We start from the raw sequence: 16,921 nt of genomic DNA on the forward strand, positions 1-16,921 counted from the left end.
ATGCTATGAAAACAACGTTTAAAAAATTAAAAAGGGTCTTTTTATCATTATTAATATGCACCTTCTTACTTCTTTCCTGTTCTGAAGATTTTATTGACGTCGACTCAAATCAGGAAACCGAAGAAGCTCTAACCGCTGAAAGAGCTCCAGAACTGGTCAATGCAGTTTACAACAGCTTTCTTCGATGGGAAGTGAGCTCATTTGCATGGACTGGTATATCAAGTATTGCATCGGATGATGCTGATAAAGGCAGCATACCAAGTGATACTGGTGCAGATAAAAGTTTATTGGATGCGCTTGAAATAACACCTACAATTATATCAGTCGCTGAGGTATGGAGTGGTCACTATGATGGTATTCAAAGAGCAAATCAAGCTATCTCTAGAATCTCGCAATTTGAAATGGATGAAGATCTACAAAACAGGTTGTTAGGTGAGGCTAGATTCCTAAGAGCGCTCCTGTATTTCCGATTGGTTCAGGTTTATGGTGGCGTTCCTTTAATTACTGATATCACATCGGTTGAGGATATCAATTCAGATGTATTATCAAGAAAAACCAAAGAAGAATGCTATGAGTTCATAGAAAGTGATTTGATGTTTGCAATTGATGCGCTTCCTTTAAAAAGTGAATATCCTCCATCAGAGCTCGGTAGGGCGACCAAAGGTGCTGCCCAAACGCTGCTCGCGAAAGTAAGTATGTATCAATCCAAATGGGAAGAGGTAATTACACTGACAGATGACGTAATCAACTCTTCAGAATATGCTCTTACTCCAAACTATGAAGATATATGGAAAGATAGTTTTGAAAACAATGAAGAATCCATATTTGAAATTCAGGCTAGAGGTAATGAACCTGCTGCTGGAATCGATAAGTATAGCACTATCCAGGGCGTTCGTGGTGAAAGTGGTTGGGGTTGGGGCTTCAATACACCATCGCAAGATCTTGCGGACGCCTATGAGGATGATGATCTTAGACAAGATGCAACATTCATACTAGCTGGAGAAACATTGTTTGACGGTAGAGAAATAAGTCCTAACGTACCTAACCCTAGGTACAATCAAAAAGCGTACTCCAGTATTCTAACTGAATCAGAACAGACTGGTAAAAACGTAAGGATACTCAGGTATGCAGAAGTACTTCTGATGAATGCTGAGGCAAAGTCTATAATAGGCGGTGATGTAGCAACACCTCTGAATCTAGTAAGACAGCGTGCTGGTTTAGATGACTCTGATGATCTAAGCACCGAGGCTGTATGGAAAGAGAGACGCCTAGAGCTAGCATTTGAACATGATAGATATTTTGACCTAGTAAGACAAGGTCGCGCAGAAGAAGTTTTGAATTCAAAAGGAATTCGATTCATAGCTGGAAAACACGAGGTATTTCCTATACCGCAAGAGCAAATTGATCTAAGTGGTGGAGCGTTGGTTCAGAATCCTAATTACTAAGAAAGAGAAAATGAGAGAGTACTCAAAAATTATAAAGACAATGAAATTCACAACGCTTGCAGTAGTCATTTTAGTTGTAACAAATTGTACCAATGAAGACTTTACTGCGCCGCCACCGGATGTTGGATTTGTAGAAGAACCTGCGGTAGAAAGAATATCGACTGAAGAATTACTGGATATTACCCAAGAAAGAACATTCAATTACTTCTGGGATTTTGCTGAAGAAAACAGTGGACTTGCACGAGAAACATCAAGAGATGATGCAATAGGTGGCGATGGAAACCGAGTGGTCACCACTGGTGGTTCTGGATTTGGTATTGCAGCCTTTCCTGCAGCCGTAGAACGTGGATGGATCACTAGAGCTGAAGCCATTGAAAGGCTAGACAAAATACTCAACTTCTTAGAAAGCTGTGAAACTTATCATGGAGCATTCTCGCATTGGTATTTAGGCGATACGGGCGTCACGAGAGACTTCAGTGAATTGGACGACGGTGCAGACATCGTGGAGACAGCGTTTCTACTTCAAGGTTTGCTGATTAATAAACAATACTTTGATTCGGATGATGATGCTGAAGCCGACATCAGAAGCAGAATTTCAACCATTTATGATAATGTAGAATGGAGTTGGTTTGAAAGAGGTCAAAATTCAATGACCTGGCACTGGTCACCTGAAAACGAATTTGCTATTGACTTACAAATTCAAGGTTGGAATGAATCGTTGATGGTTTATGTTCTAGCGGCTGGATCCAATACGTTCCCTATAACCAAAGAGACTTATGACAATGGCTGGTCTAGAAATGGACAAATGGTTAATGGAAATACTTATGTAGGAACTAGACTGCCTTTAGGTGTAGACTTTGGAGGTCCACTTTTCTATGCACATTATTCTTTCATAGGTCTGGATCCCAGAAATCTGTCGGATCAGTACGCTAATTATATGGAGCAAAACACAGCTCACTCACTCATAAATTACGAATACTGCCGCAACAATCCCAATGAATATTTAGGATATGGTGGTGATAGTTGGGGCTTGACTGCCAGCAATGATTTTAACGGTTATGCAGTTCATGATCCATTGAACGACATAGGTGTCATAACGCCTACTGCTGCACTTTCTTCTTTCCCATACACACCTGAGGAATCACAAAAAGCGTTGGAATATTTCTATTACAATCTCAACGATAGACTTTGGGGAGAATACGGTTTTTACGATGCTTTTAGCGAAGAGTTCAATTGGTATGATGACAGTTACCTAGCAATTGATCAAGGTCCAATCGTAGGTATGATTGAGAATTACAGAACTCAACTATTGTGGAATTTATTCATGCAAGACGAGCAAGTACAGAATGGACTTGATCTTTTAGGATTCACTTATTAAGAAACGATGAAGAAAACGATTTATATAACAGTTCTTTTAGCTGGGATTTTGCTGGCAAGCAGTTTCACACGCCAACAAGATGCAAGTCCCATTGATCCACCTACGGATGCTGAAATAGAGGCCAAAATCGATTCGCTTCTTGCTATCATGACGCTTGATGAGAAGATAGGTCAGACGGTGCTTTATTCAAGTATCGAAGATCAAACGGGTCCAATAATGGATCCCAACTATGTGGATTATTTAAAAGCAGGCGAAATAGGCGCTATTTTCAACGCAACGGGATCTGCGTTTACTAGAGAATTACAAAAAGTAGCGGTTGAGGAAACACGACTAGGCATACCATTGTTATTCGGTTATGATGTAATACATGGATATAAAACCATCTTTCCAATTCCTATGGGTGAGGCTTCCAGCTGGGATCTAGACCTTATGGAAAAAACTGCTGCCGTCGCTGCTAAAGAAGCTGCTGCCGAAGGTCTGCACTGGACATTTGCTCCAATGGTTGACATTGCCAGAGATCCACGATGGGGACGAATCTCAGAAGGTGCTGGTGAAGACACTTATTTAGGAAGTGAAATTGCTCGAGTACGAGTAAAAGGATTTCAAGGGAATGATTTAGCAGACAGATATTCTATTCTTGCTTGCGCGAAACATTATGCCGCATACGGCGCTGCACAGGCTGGACGTGATTACCATACGGTAGATATGTCCATGAATACCTTATGGGAAACTTATTTACCGCCATTCAAAGCAGCTCTTGATCAAGATGTAGCCACATTCATGACAGCCTTTAATGAATTGAACGGTGTACCAGCGACAGGTAACGATTACTTGTTGAAAGACATCTTGAGAGACGAATGGGGTTTCAATGGATTTGTGGTGACAGACTACACCTCTATCAATGAGATGGTACAACACGGCACCGCTGAGAATTTGGAACACGCTGGTGAGCTAGCCATGAATGCTGGCGTTGATATGGATATGCAAGGTGGTGTGTTTAAAGATCACATGAAGAAATCTGTACAAGATGGAAAAATCACTATTTCTAGACTTGACCAGGCAGTGCGTGATATATTGAGACTTAAATTCAAGCTGGGTCTATTTGATGATCCCTATAAATATTCAAACGAGCAGGCTGAAAAAGAGATAATCCTACACAAAGATCACTTAGAGCTTTCCAGAGATGCGGCCAGAAAATCAATGGTCTTGCTGAAAAATAAGAACAATGTTCTGCCACTGAAGAACTCACAAAAGATAGCACTCATGGGACCGCTAGCAGATGATCAATTTCACATCATAGGAAATTGGGCAGCAAAAGGTGATCGAGATGGTATCGCTGTCAGTGTAAAAGAAGGTTTTGAAGCTCAGAAGAAAAATTTCTCTTACACCATAGGTTGTCAAATAGAAGACACATCTAAACCAGACTTTACCGATGCTATAAAAATTGCTAAGGAAGCTGATGCAGTAGTGATGGTCATGGGAGAATCAGAAAGAATGAGTGGCGAGGCTGCCAGTAGAACCAACTTATTATTACCTGGATACCAACAGAAACTGATTGCAGAAATCAAGAAAACAGGGACGCCAATTGTATTGGTGCTTTACAACGGTAGACCATTGAATTTGACTTATGAAAATCAAGCGGCAGATGCTATTGTAGAAGCATGGTTCCCAGGTACCAGTGGCGGTCATGCAGTAGTTGATGTGTTATATGGTGATTACAATCCTTCTGGCAAACTTACGGTGACGTTCCCTAGAAACGTAGGTCAGGTACCGATTCACTACAATATGAAAAAAACCGGAAGACCAGAAGATATGCCTGGCGCACACGATCGTTATGTTTCAAAATATATAGATGTGGCTAATTCACCGTTGTATCCATTCGGCTATGGTTTGAGCTACACATCGTTCAGCTATGGAAAACCAGTATTGTCTAGCGCCACCTTATCTGAAGATGAAGCCATTACTGTTTCAATCACTGTTACCAATACTGGATCACATGATGGCGAAGAAGTGGTACAGCTATACATAAAAGATCGATTTGCCAGTATCACAAGACCTGTCAAAGAATTAAAAGCCTTTGAAAAAATCTACCTCAAAAAAGGCGAAACAAAAACAGTAGAGTTCACTATAACATCTGAACAATTGAAATTCTACAACAATAAATTAGAATTTATCAATGAGGCTGGTGATTACGATCTATTCCTTGCTGGAACCTCAGACCATGAATTCACCAATTCATTCAAACTCGATTATCAAAAACCAAAATCCTAAATCATTATGAAACAATTTTTACTTTTTGTTTTAATTCTTTCTGTGTTCACGGGCGCAGCGCAATGCGTTGATCCAGACATCACAGATTTTGAATGTGAGAATCCATCACATCCTATCACTGGAGCATTGACCAGCGTGCTCAATCCGTTTCCGCACGATATTAATAGAAGTGAAAACGTAGGTAAGTATATAGATAACGGTCAGGCAGGATTTGACGCATTGGTCGTTGATTATGGGTCACCCATTGACTTGTCGGTAAATCCAGTTTTGAAACTTAAATTCTATTCCACCAATTCAGTTCAGATTTTAGCGAAACTAGAAGGTGGCACGCAACAAGAGCTATTTTCAGACTTCAGTCAGGTAAACACGTGGCAAGAATTTTCTTTTGATTTTAGCGCCTCGCAAGGAAACGGTAACACACGAGTGGTATTTTTTGTCAATCCTGGAGTTGAAAACGGATCACCTGCAGACGTTTATTATTTGGATGACATTCGATTTGACAGCACCGTACTCACGCCTTGTGAAGAACCTTTTATAACCAACTTTGAATGCGCACCATTCTCCAACACTATAAATGGAGCATTGGTAACTGTAGGCAATTCAGTTTCTGGTGGAACGAATACCAGCCCTAACATAGGTCAATATACTGATGACGGTACACAAGGATTTGATGCTCTTGTGATTGATTATGGAGCTCCTATCGATTTATCTGTGAATAGCATTTTTAAGCTCAAATTCTATTCGCCAAGTTCCGTACAAATTTTAGCCAAACTAGAAGGCGGCACGGTACAGGAAATATTCTCAGACTTCAGTCAAGTAAACACTTGGGAAGAATTCACTTTTGATTTTAGCGCATCTGTTGGTCAAGGTAACACTCGTTTAGTATTGTTCTTCAACCCATTTGTTGAATCAGGAACACCCAATGATATTTACTTTATCGATGATCTTCAATTTGGAACCCTTGAAAGAACAGTTTATAGCTATAAGAACGATACCACAGGCTGGACGCCCAACATTCCTAACGATGTAATTGATCCATCAAGTGCCATAGACAACATTGTCATTCAGGCTGGTGCAACGCAAACAACAGGTGATTTACTCGCTGCAAATGTGACTGTAGCGTCAGGTGCAATGTTAGATGCTCAAGGGTTGAATGTAACTTCTACTTTAGATAGTCAAGGTGTGACTAATGTTTTTGGAACGCTAACACCCAACGCTTCACAGATTACTTCAAATGGTACGCTGACCTTAAAAAGTGATGAGAATGGAACTGCAACGGTAGCTGATGCTACCAATGCAACTTTTAACGGCGCGATAGCAGTTGAGCGATACATTCCAGCTTCCAACAGATCTTACAGATTGGTTTCTACCGCTGTTGAAAACGCTGGGCCTATCAGTTCAAATTGGCAATTGAATACGCACATTACAGGAAATGGTGGTGCTAGCAATGGTTTTGATGAAACAGGAACTAACAATCCATCCATGTTTACCGTCAACGAGCAAGCTGCACCAGCAAACTATGAAGCTATCACTACCACGGCGACAAATCTAGAACATGGGACAGGATACCTACTGTTTGTACGTGGCGATCGTTCTGTAGATCTTACAGATAATGAGGCAGCGGCTACAGCAACTACCTTATCAAGTGCAGGAACGTTATTTAGAGGAAATCTAGTACTAGGAAACACACAGCTTAACACAGGCGATTTTGAGGCAGGTGGCAATGGATCATCCTTGATTGCCAACCCTTACCAGGCACCAGTCAATATGGAGCAGGTTTTAAATACAGCTACAGAAATCAATCAGGAATTCATTCATGTTTATGATCCTACCTTGGGAGATCGCGGTGCTTTTGTAACCGTAGGTTTTGGCGCGGCTACAGATGGTACAGATGACATCACCAACTTTTCTCTAGGAGCAAATGCTGGTAATGACGCATCGACTACACAGGCTTCAAGATTCCTACAGCCAGGTAGCGCTGTTTTCATCAATACGCTAGATCCTGGAACTGATGGAACTGCAAATCCATCGCTCACATTCAGCGAGGTAGATAAGGCGATCAACAGCCCAGTTTCCATTCCTTTTGAGACGCCAGATGCTGTAGATGTCAATTCAAGTAATGCATTAGTGAGCATCAATCTCTTTGACACAGCAGCTTTTGCAAACAACGAGAGTCCTAGAGATGCACTTGTTGTGAGATTTTCAGACCAGTATAGCAATGCCCTTGAGACAACAGATGCATTGAAAGCCACCAATCTTGATGAAAACATGGCCAGTATGGCAGATGGCCAACTCTTTAGTATTCAAAGTCGAGCGTTGCCTGTCGATGAGGAAATCATTGATTTGTCCATGACCAATTATACGATGACTGACTATACCATGAAAATCAGCATCAATGGACTGGATGATGTCAATGCCTATCTGGTTGACAACTTTACGAACACCTCAACGCTTCTTGAGAACGACTCGGTTACCCTTGTAGAGTTCTCTGTGGACTCTTCAAATGACTCTAGTAGCAGTGAGGATCGTTTTGATTTAGCTTTCGCGAAAAGCACACTATCAAACACAGATGATCAAGCGACCAGCTTTAAACTATTCCCTAATCCTGTTAACAATGGGGTTGTTAATGTTGAACTGAGCCAGGTTACTGCTGGTCCAGCGCAGGTACACATTTACAACTCGTTAGGTCAAAATGTACAAGAAATCAAGCTAGCCGAAATAGCTGGTGTACAAACTCTAGATGTATCTAACCTAAGTCAAGGAATATACATCATGGAGATTATCCAAGACGGTACATCGACCTCGCAAAAAGTGATCATTCAATAATCAAAAAACTGAACAACATGAATAGCAATAAATATTTACAACGATTTGTACTGGTGGCGGTAATCCTGTTCACCATGACCTTGATTGATGGTGATCTATATGCTCAAATAGGCGTACCAGAAGATGGTGATGTTGAAGACGTGGAAATGGCACCAATAGATAGTCTGATATGGATTGCCATGGGCGCTGGAGCATTCATAGGCTACAAAAAACTCAAAAAAGATAACTGATTGCTAGCAGTATACAACTCAAGCAACCCCAAAACACAAACGATTACCTAAATCTACATATCATGAAAAAAATTCTACTCTTATCCTTATGTGCAATATCCTATTTAGGGTATGGACAATGTAATGAACCACTTATCACAGACTTTGAATGTGGTGAACCATCTAATCCTATCACGGGTGCGCTGGTTACCGTGGCAAATCCATTTCCTGGTGGCATCAACACCAGTGAAAACGTGGGTGAATACACAGATGATGGAACACAAGGTTTTGACAACTTTAGTATTGAATACGGCGAGCCTATTGATCTATCGACAAACAGTGTCTTAACGCTTAAGCTCTACTCGCCTACTTCGGTTCAAATACTGGCAAAGCTTGAAGGTGGTGGTGGACCAGAAATCTTTTCTGACTTCAGTCAAGTCAACGAGTGGCAGGAATTCTCTTTTGACTTCAGCGCTTTTGCAGATGGCGGCAACACAAGAGTTGTGGTTTTTGTAAACCCAGCAGTTTCCAGTGGAACAACAACTGACATCTATTATGTGGATGATATAGGTTTTGAAGAACCAGAAGAAGAAGCAGTGCCATGTGAAGGTCCTGTGATTACAGATTTTGAATGCTCTGCACCATCGCAGCCTATTACAGGTGCAATTGTGACTGTTGAGAATCCATTCCAAGAAGGAATCAACACCAGTGAAAACGTAGGACGATACACTGATGATGGAACCAATGGTTTTGACGCACTAGTCGTAGATTATGGGACAGAAATTGACTTATCTACAAATCCTATTTTCAGTGTGAAGCTTTACTCAACCAGTTCCGTTCAAATTCTTGCAAAACTTGAAGGTGGAACAGCGCAGGAAATCTACTCTGATTTCAGTGAGGTAAACCAGTGGCAGGAGTTCACATTTGACTTCTCAGATTCACAAGGTAATGGAAATACACGCCTAGCTTTATTTGTCAATCCAGCGGTAACTGATGGTACAACTACAGATGTTTACTTTCTAGACGATTTGAGTTTTGAGAGCGCTACTGCTTCCATCGATGAAAATTTCTTGAACAGCATCAAACTATATCCTAACCCAGCTGCTGACATCCTGAATATTTCTTCAGTTGACACTATAGAAAGCTATCAGATACTAGACGTTTCAGGTAAGACCATCATGAGCAAAAATGAGAATATCTCTGCTGCGATTGATGTGAATAATCTGACTACAGGTATCTATTTTATCAGACTTAATTCATCGTCTTCTAAAGCGGTAATCAAGTTTGTAAAACAATAATGATTAAATAAATTGAAGATGAAAACTCCGTTATTCAAATATTCTCTGCTGGTTCTAGTAGTAACCTTACTGCATTCTTGTGAACGGGAATTAGAGAGATATGAATTGTTGACTTTTGAAAGATGTGAAACTGAAGATGTTGTTCCAGACCCGTTTGTGGTAACAGATTTTGAGTGTCAATCAAATGTCAATATCAATGGAGTTGAAGTCATCAGAAATCCCAGTGAGACTGGCGATAACCTATCAAGATTTGTAGGAGAGTATACCGATGGTGCCAGCGCCACAGATGCACTGGTTATCGAGTTTGACGATGACCTGGATTTATCTACCAACGCTACACTCTCGTTTGCCGTAAAAACAGATGTTACAGGAACGCTAGAAATTCAATTATTGGGCGATCCAGATGGAACGGTTTCTTATGAAGTCATCATCGCAGGTAACGAGCGCTGGATTGAGTATGAAGTAGACCTAGTTGATGATCGTGATAAAAGCTTTGATCAAATCAATTTTGTCTTCAATAGCGGTATTGAAAACAACGGTAATGATATTTACTTGATCGATAATATCAAATTTGAACTTACTATCGATCCTTGCGAGGATGTGGTGGCAGATCTATCCATCATCAGCGATTTTGAATGTCAACAGAATTACTTTTTGGGCGCAGACCCAGAACAAACCAGTGTTGAACCAGTCGACAATCCCTTTATTGGTGGTATCAATCAAAGCAGTGATGTAGGTAGATACGTGGACAACGGTACCGAGGCTTTTGACAACTTGCAAATCAATTTTGACGACGCGATTGATCTATCAGAAAAACCATTGTTTACCATGAAGGTTTATGCGCCTACCCCAGGAATACTTACAGTAAAACTGGAAGGCGGTTCAGAAGCTGTGGAGCAATCAGCAACGGTTACTACCGCAAATCAATGGGTAGAATACTCATTCAATTTTGCAGATGCCGTCGACAATGACAACGACACCATGATCATCTTCTTCAATGCAGGCAGCATGGATGGAAATGAGGCTGAAGTCTACTTCATCGACGACCTACAATTTGAAGAATTTGTAGATCCATGTGAGAGCGTTGACGAGGATCTATCCATCATTTCAGATTTTGAATGCCAGCAGAATTATACCTTGGGTGTGAATCCTGCCTTGATCAGCACCATTGAAAACTTTGATCCTGACGACGTGAACATGAGTGATCTTATAGGTCAATATTCAGACGATGGCACACAAGGCTTTGATAATTTACTCATTGACTTTGAGGACGACATCGACCTGTCAGAGCGTCCCGTGTTTTCCATTAAGGTTTATTCTACACAACAGGCGCCACTCGTGGCCAAAGTAGAAGGTGGCGACACACCTCTAGAAATTGCCAGAGAAATTACGGCTGTGAACGAATGGGTAGAATACACCTTTGACTTCTCGCCTGTGGCAGATCAAGGTAATGACCAGCTGATCCTTTTCTTCAACTTCGGTCAGGAAGATGGTACCACCACAGACCTATATTATATTGATGATCTGCGATTTGTGGAAAATCCATGTGGAGTCATTGATGAAGACTGTGAAAATGTCACACCAGACTTGACGATCATCAGCGATTTCAATTGCCAGCAAAACTATCATCTAGGTGCCGTACCTACTGTCGAGGATGCGCCAGTCGTGCCTAATCCTGACGTGAGCTGTGAAAACAGAAGTGCCAATGTAGGCCGATACACTGATAATGGTACAGATCCATTTGACAATCTATTTATAGATCTTGAAGGACCGTTTGATCTTACCAACAACAGCACGCTACGATTAAAGATATTGTCTGATAATCCTGCGCCAGTTCCTGTTCTTGCAAAGCTAGAAGGTGGCACGCCGCTAGAAGTTTTTGCAGACGTTACGGTCACTGGCGAGTGGACAGAGATCAGCTTTGACTTCAGCGCTGCAATAGGTGCTGGAAACGACGCACTTGTCCTATTTGTTAACGCTGGTGAGACCAACACGTCAACCGCAGACATCTACTACCTGGACGACATCAGGTTTGAAGCACCATAAATCAATGAAAAGTCGCCTAGCAATGCTCTAGGCGACTTTTTTTATCCAGTCATTAAATTGAAGGAAGGTGGTTATGATTACGCTTTCGCGAAAGCGTGATTACCACATACCACCTTACATATTGATTAATTTAGTATCTTTTAATTCAATACCAAATAACATTAAAATGAATAAAGTAAGCCGTTGGGCAGCACTTGTTGTGGTTACTTTTTTGTGCGCATGCCAATCAAGTGATGAAGGAGTGGATGATGACTCCAGCATTCCTGTGGATCCTATTGACGATACAGCATACTCGCAATACGGCACTCCGTTTGGTCAAATTCCCGATACGGAGGACGTAGTAATGTATGAAGCTAATTTGAGAGCTATGAGTGCTGGTGGCGATTTACGTGGTGTTATCAATCGATTGGATCATATTGAGGACCTGGGTATCAATGTGATATGGCTCATGCCCATCCATCCACAGGGACAAGAAAGATCTGTCGGGTCGCCTTATGCCATAAGGGATTATAAAGAAGTAAGCAATGAGTATGGAGATCTAGAAGATTTAAGGGAATTAACTGATGCTGCTCACTCTCTTGGGATAGCCGTAATTATGGACTGGGTCGCCAATCATACAGCTTGGGACAACGAGTGGATCGAGAATAAGGACTGGTACACTCAAGATGCAGCTGGTAACATAGTCATTCCATCTGGTACCAATTGGCAGGACGTGGCAGACTTGAATTTTGACAATCAGGAAATGAGGTCAGCGATGATAGATGCTATGAAATACTGGATCCTAGAAGCAAATATCGATGGCTATCGCTGCGACTATGCAGATGGCGTCCCAGCAGACTTCTGGGAAGATGCATGGGATGAGCTTGATGCGATTCCTAATAGAAAACTCGTGAAGCTAGCCGAAGGAAATCGCGAAGATCATCTACAGTCAGGATTTGATTTAAACTTTGGATTTGAATTCTACGGTGCCATGATCAATGCATTTGAAGGTCAACCGGCAACCAGTATCATGGAGAAAAGTGAAGAAGAATATGCTACCGTTCCCGATGGCAAACAAGTGTTGCGTTATACTACAAACCATGATGAGTCAGCATTTGCGGCGACGCCTATAGAATTTTTTGGTGGTAAACAAGGAGCGCTCGCTGCTTCAACCATCACTATTTTTATGAATGGCGTGCCACTAATATATAGTAGCCAGGAAGTAGGGCGATCATCCAACGTGCCATTTTTCTCAAATTCTAGGATCGACTTTGATGCTAATCCAGATATGCTGGAATCTTACCAAAAAATGATTGCGTTTTACAACAGCTCTGCAAGTGCGAGAAAAGGAAGTACACAAGATTTCTCAAATGATGATGTTGTAAGTTTTAGAAAAACACTCAACAATGACGACGTATTAATAATAGCAAACATAAGAAACCGTGAAGTCTCATATGCTATACCTTCTAGCTTACAAAATACTGAGTGGAGTAACATCACTACCTCTAATACGGTGAGCCTGACTGGGTCCATCGATCTACAGCCGTATGAGTTTCTAATACTTGATTAAGTACTGTTATGATTTAATAAAAAAGCCTCTTCAATTGAAGAGGCTTTGTGTGGATGACAGGAACCTGCCTGTCGTGCCTCTGGCAAGCAGGTCGAACATGCACACCTTGCGGCACTAGAACTTTTTATCCCTTAAATTTCTCAGCTGTCGTTTGCCTGTGCCACTTTTCCAATATTTTTCACGGATCCTAGCGGCTTGTCTCTCTATTCCAACTTTCTCCACCATCAGAACATCATATGGAGCGTAAGGAGCTATGGTTTTATTATTACCTGAATTGTGTACGGCAATTCTTTTCTCTACCTCACAAGACATACCTACATAGATATAATTTTTTTCTACACTGGAAATAGCATAAACTGAGTATATCATAATGTAATAATAACAAAAAAAGCCTCTTCAAATGAAGAGGCTTTTGTGCGGATGACAGGAATCGAACCTGCACACCTTGCGGCACTAGATCCTAAGTCTAGCGTGTCTACCAGTTCCACCACATCCGCAGAGTTTTGCTGACTACTTTATGCAAACTAAAACTAGGTTGCTGAGCGTAGCCGAAGCATACTGGTTTTCCCTGTTTGGGACGGCAAATATACACACTTTTGAGATATTACAAATTCTTTGCATAAAGAAAAATGCTGCTTGCTATCTTTACCTCAAACCATATCATTTACATGAATACCAGACCGTATATAGACCAACACAAAGACCGATTTATCAACGAGCTTATTGACTTGCTCAAGATTCCATCCATCAGTGCAGATCCTGCCTACAAGGACGATGTGATCAAGACAGCACAGGTTGTTCACGACCAGCTCAAGAAAGCAGGCTGTGATCATGTTGAGATTTGTGAGACGCCAGGATATCCTATTGTTTATGGAGAGAAAATGATCGATAAGGATCTGCCTACGGTTCTAGTTTATGGTCACTATGATGTGCAACCGCCAGATCCTGTAGAATTATGGGACAGCCCACCATTTGAGCCAGTCATCAAAAAAACCGACCTGCATCCTGATGGCGCCATCTTTGCGCGCGGCGCCTGTGACGATAAGGGCCAGATGTACATGCACGTCAAGGCGATGGAATATATGACAACCAACAACGAGTTGCCCTGTAACGTCAAATTCATGATTGAAGGTGAAGAAGAAGTAGGTAGCGAGTCACTGGAGTGGTTCCTAGAACGCAATCAGGAAAAATTGGCTAATGACGTGATCCTGATTTCAGACACCGGTATGATTTCTAAGGAAACGCCTAGCATCACGACAGGCCTGCGTGGCCTTAGTTATGTAGAGGTAGAAGTTACAGGACCCAATCGTGACCTGCACTCTGGATTGTACGGTGGTGCCGTTGCCAATCCCATTAATATCTTGTGCGATATGATTGGGCAATTGCATGATGAAAACAATCATATTACCATACCTGGTTTTTATGATAAAGTTGAAGAACTAAGCACAGAAGAACGTGCCGAAATGGCCAAAGCACCTTTCTCTCAAGAGGCCTACAATAAGGCGCTGGACATCAACGCAGAGCATGGTGAGAAAGGCTACACCACAAATGAGCGCAACAGCATAAGACCAACACTAGACGTTAATGGTATTTGGGGTGGATACACTGGTGAAGGTGCCAAAACCGTCATAGCCAGCAAGGCGTTTGCCAAAATCTCCATGCGCCTGGTTCCAGATCAGGACTGGAAAGAAATTACAGAGCTTTTCAAGAAACATTTTGAGAGCCTCGCACCAGAAAGTGTCACCGTCAAGGTAATGCCACATCATGGTGGTATAGCCTACGTCACGCCTATCGACTCCATAGAATATCAGGCAGCTAGTGCAGCTTATGAAGATACCTTTGGTAAAAAACCTATTCCACAACGTAGCGGTGGCTCCATTCCTATTGTCGCGCTATTTGAGAAGCAACTTAATAGCAAGTCTATTTTGATGGGCTTTGGGCTGGACAGCGATGCCATTCACTCGCCTAACGAGCACTTTGGCGTCTGGAATTATCTTAAGGGCATCGAGACCATTCCACATTTTTACAAGCACTACACCGCGATGAAGAAGTAGCAGTAAATAATACTCTATCAAAAAGTCCCATGAGTAGTTCATGGGACTTTTTTGTTTACGCTTTCGCGAAAGCGGTATAAAAACCAGACTACCTAGCTTTATGAGTTCTGGTCAACACATAACGTATATCATAGATATCGACTGGCTCTGTGCAGCGTATAAGAACGCGTCCGCCGTTAGCTTCCCAAGTATTTAAGGTGTAGGCATTGAAGGAACTCAAGTAATAGTGCTCGATACCATTACCCTTAGTCAACACAAAATCCCTGGTGTAGATGTTTCCTACCGTACCTCCAATGTTGATGGATAGAGTAACTCGAGTATCCTCATTTGTACGAGGTCTCATTTTAAATTCAATAACCACATTGAGACCATCGCCGTTGCGTCCAGTGATCGTTTGCGAGGCCACATTATAGAATTCAGAAACATCCACGGGCAACTGTGATTCAATCTTACTACCCGCATTGTTAGGTAAGTAGTAGGTAGTATTTGCAGCTACCAGTCCTGGTGATGTGTCGGTAAATTGCGTATCATTATAAACTGCCCAACCCGTATAATCGCTATTGGTCGTTGTCGATGACATCTCTTGCCATGTATTACCATCATAATAATTAAAGGCATCGATATCAGTATCATAGACCAAAAGGCCTTTGGCAGGATTTACAATTGCAGCAATCTGCGCACTAGTCATCCTAGGTGTCAACATACCTTGGGTCGTTGAGCTTACATCCAGCAATGATGATGGATCAGGATCGGTAGTACCTATACCTACTTGTGCCATTGAAGTAAGGGAAAAGCACAAGAGAACGATAACGATGTAGAGTCTCTTCATTTTTATTCACTTATGGTAATTAAAATTAGATTTTTATTAGTCGAGTAGGGTACTTTTTGAAGATTAAAAATAGTAAAAATCGATTAAAAGCATGTTTATACTAAAAACTTGGATTTGGATTGAATTGTTTTGAGGTTTACGCTTTCGCGAAAGCTTAATTTCTTTCCGACCGCATCCATAGCAATCATCTTATAAATATTAGCATCTATCCTGCAAGACGGCATCGTGCTATGGCACCAAGATTGAGAAATACAACAGCTCAGTCACATGATCGTTAATCGTATATCAACTCTTGATCGACAATTTATCGCAACTTGAGCCTGTTTTGCTGAGTTTTGCTCAACATCTATTACCTATGCCTCACTTGGCATATTTTGTAGTTTCATCTATTCCAGCGCGAGATGCGGACCTGCGTCAGCATGACAGTACATCTTAGATTATTGAGCTTGGAATTCGAGATTTTGAACTTGGAACTTGGGTTTTTCCCATTAAAATAGTTCTCGACTTCGCTCGAACAAGCAGTTTGGAACTCGGAACTTGGAGCTTGGAGCTTGGAGCTTGGAGCTTGGAATTTGAAAATTCCACCTTCTACACTTGTAGAATTGCATTTTTATTCTACATTTGTAGATGTGGTTCTAAATACATAGAAATGAAGTTATCAAAGTCAGAAGAAGAATTGATGAACATCATCTGGAAAAAGGAAAAAGCCTTTATGAAAGATTTACTAGAAGCCTACCCTGAACCCAAACCTAAAAGTACGACCATCGCTACCATGCTCAAACGCATGACCGATAAAGGTTTTGTTGGCTACAAATTGTATGGAAATAGCCGTCAGTACCACGCACTTATTGAAAAAAGCGCTTACTTCTCAAAGCATGTCAACGGATTGATCAAGAATTTCTTTAACGACAGCGCCTCGCAGTTTGCTTCATTCTTCACCAAAGAAACCAATCTATCACAAAAAGAACTGAAAGAACTCAAGAAAATTATTGATGACCAAATTAAAGACGCCTAGC

The 16,921-nt window shown here is 41.4% G+C and carries 12 protein-coding genes and 1 tRNA gene; 10 read left to right on the forward strand and 3 right to left on the reverse strand.

Features of this window, described 5'->3' with window-relative positions:
* Nucleotides 1–5 precede the first annotated feature (5 nt).
* The 8 genes from EJ995_RS00780 (at nucleotide 6) to EJ995_RS00815 (ending at nucleotide 13,022) form a co-directional block, all read left to right on the forward strand.
* Nucleotides 6–1,445, forward strand: a complete 1,440-nt coding sequence (locus EJ995_RS00780; protein WP_126444667.1) for a RagB/SusD family nutrient uptake outer membrane protein — start codon at nucleotides 6–8, stop codon at nucleotides 1,443–1,445.
* Between the two features lie 40 nt (nucleotides 1,446–1,485).
* Complete coding sequence (locus tag EJ995_RS00785; RefSeq protein WP_126444669.1) at nucleotides 1,486–2,823, forward strand: glucoamylase family protein; 1,338 nt, start codon at nucleotides 1,486–1,488, stop codon at nucleotides 2,821–2,823.
* 6 nt (nucleotides 2,824–2,829) lie between these two features.
* On the forward strand, nucleotides 2,830–5,094 hold the full coding sequence (locus tag EJ995_RS00790) for a glycoside hydrolase family 3 N-terminal domain-containing protein (RefSeq protein WP_126444671.1): 2,265 nt from the start codon (nucleotides 2,830–2,832) through the stop codon (nucleotides 5,092–5,094).
* Between the two features lie 6 nt (nucleotides 5,095–5,100).
* The gene (locus EJ995_RS00795) at nucleotides 5,101–7,920 is read left to right on the forward strand and encodes a T9SS type A sorting domain-containing protein (protein ID WP_126444673.1); all 2,820 of its coding nucleotides are present in this window, start codon (nucleotides 5,101–5,103) and stop codon (nucleotides 7,918–7,920) included.
* 17 nt (nucleotides 7,921–7,937) lie between these two features.
* On the forward strand, nucleotides 7,938–8,150 hold the full coding sequence (locus EJ995_RS00800; RefSeq protein WP_126444675.1) for a hypothetical protein: 213 nt from the start codon (nucleotides 7,938–7,940) through the stop codon (nucleotides 8,148–8,150).
* A 62-nt stretch (nucleotides 8,151–8,212) separates the two neighbouring features.
* Nucleotides 8,213–9,427, forward strand: a complete 1,215-nt coding sequence (locus EJ995_RS00805; protein WP_126444677.1) for a T9SS type A sorting domain-containing protein — start codon at nucleotides 8,213–8,215, stop codon at nucleotides 9,425–9,427.
* An 18-nt stretch (nucleotides 9,428–9,445) separates the two neighbouring features.
* On the forward strand, nucleotides 9,446–11,473 hold the full coding sequence (locus EJ995_RS00810) for a carbohydrate binding domain-containing protein (RefSeq protein WP_126444679.1): 2,028 nt from the start codon (nucleotides 9,446–9,448) through the stop codon (nucleotides 11,471–11,473).
* Between the two features lie 166 nt (nucleotides 11,474–11,639).
* Nucleotides 11,640–13,022 (forward strand): alpha-amylase family glycosyl hydrolase, encoded by a 1,383-nt coding sequence (locus EJ995_RS00815; RefSeq protein ID WP_164549854.1) that lies wholly within the window; start codon nucleotides 11,640–11,642, stop codon nucleotides 13,020–13,022.
* Between the two features lie 114 nt (nucleotides 13,023–13,136).
* Here EJ995_RS00815 and EJ995_RS00820 read toward each other — a convergent pair whose 3' ends face one another.
* Nucleotides 13,137–13,391, reverse strand: coding sequence for a GIY-YIG nuclease family protein (locus tag EJ995_RS00820; protein ID WP_241234662.1), 255 nt, complete (start codon nucleotides 13,389–13,391; stop codon nucleotides 13,137–13,139).
* Nucleotides 13,392–13,437: 46 nt separating this feature from the next.
* Nucleotides 13,438–13,519 (reverse strand) — tRNA-Leu (locus EJ995_RS00825).
* Nucleotides 13,520–13,690: 171 nt separating this feature from the next.
* On the opposite strand from EJ995_RS00825, the gene EJ995_RS00830 reads away from it, so the two are divergent.
* A complete protein-coding gene (locus EJ995_RS00830) occupies nucleotides 13,691–15,076 on the forward strand; it encodes a dipeptidase (protein ID WP_126444683.1) in 1,386 nt (461 codons plus the stop codon).
* An 88-nt stretch (nucleotides 15,077–15,164) separates the two neighbouring features.
* On the opposite strand, the gene EJ995_RS00835 is transcribed toward EJ995_RS00830, so the two are convergent.
* On the reverse strand, nucleotides 15,165–15,905 hold the full coding sequence (locus tag EJ995_RS00835) for a hypothetical protein (protein ID WP_126444685.1): 741 nt from the start codon (nucleotides 15,903–15,905) through the stop codon (nucleotides 15,165–15,167).
* A gap of 649 nt (nucleotides 15,906–16,554) precedes the next feature.
* Between EJ995_RS00835 and EJ995_RS00840 the strand changes: the two genes are divergently transcribed.
* Nucleotides 16,555–16,920: a BlaI/MecI/CopY family transcriptional regulator gene (locus EJ995_RS00840; RefSeq protein WP_126444687.1), complete on the forward strand. Its 366-nt coding sequence runs from the start codon at nucleotides 16,555–16,557 to the stop codon at nucleotides 16,918–16,920.
* Nucleotide 16,921 lies beyond the last annotated feature (1 nt).

This window comes from Nonlabens ponticola (genome assembly GCF_003966335.1).
Taxonomy (GTDB): domain Bacteria; phylum Bacteroidota; class Bacteroidia; order Flavobacteriales; family Flavobacteriaceae; genus Nonlabens; species Nonlabens ponticola.

Bases quoted from the DNA above. Each gene is read 5' to 3' on its own strand.
- EJ995_RS00810 (WP_126444679.1), top strand. From the start codon at position 9,446: ATGAAAACTCCGTTATTCAAATATTCTCTGCTGGTTCTAGTAGTAACC.
- EJ995_RS00805 (WP_126444677.1), top strand. From the start codon at position 8,213: ATGAAAAAAATTCTACTCTTATCCTTATGTGCAATATCCTATTTAGGG.
- EJ995_RS00795 (WP_126444673.1), top strand. From the start codon at position 5,101: ATGAAACAATTTTTACTTTTTGTTTTAATTCTTTCTGTGTTCACGGGC.
- EJ995_RS00815 (WP_164549854.1), top strand. From the start codon at position 11,640: ATGAATAAAGTAAGCCGTTGGGCAGCACTTGTTGTGGTTACTTTTTTG.
- EJ995_RS00785 (WP_126444669.1), top strand. From the start codon at position 1,486: ATGAAATTCACAACGCTTGCAGTAGTCATTTTAGTTGTAACAAATTGT.
- EJ995_RS00800 (WP_126444675.1), top strand. From the start codon at position 7,938: ATGAATAGCAATAAATATTTACAACGATTTGTACTGGTGGCGGTAATC.
- EJ995_RS00790 (WP_126444671.1), top strand. From the start codon at position 2,830: ATGAAGAAAACGATTTATATAACAGTTCTTTTAGCTGGGATTTTGCTG.
- EJ995_RS00820 (WP_241234662.1), bottom strand. From the start codon at position 13,391: ATGATATACTCAGTTTATGCTATTTCCAGTGTAGAAAAAAATTATATC.
- EJ995_RS00830 (WP_126444683.1), top strand. From the start codon at position 13,691: ATGAATACCAGACCGTATATAGACCAACACAAAGACCGATTTATCAAC.
- EJ995_RS00780 (WP_126444667.1), top strand. From the start codon at position 6: ATGAAAACAACGTTTAAAAAATTAAAAAGGGTCTTTTTATCATTATTA.
- EJ995_RS00840 (WP_126444687.1), top strand. From the start codon at position 16,555: ATGAAGTTATCAAAGTCAGAAGAAGAATTGATGAACATCATCTGGAAA.
- EJ995_RS00835 (WP_126444685.1), bottom strand. From the start codon at position 15,905: ATGAAGAGACTCTACATCGTTATCGTTCTCTTGTGCTTTTCCCTTACT.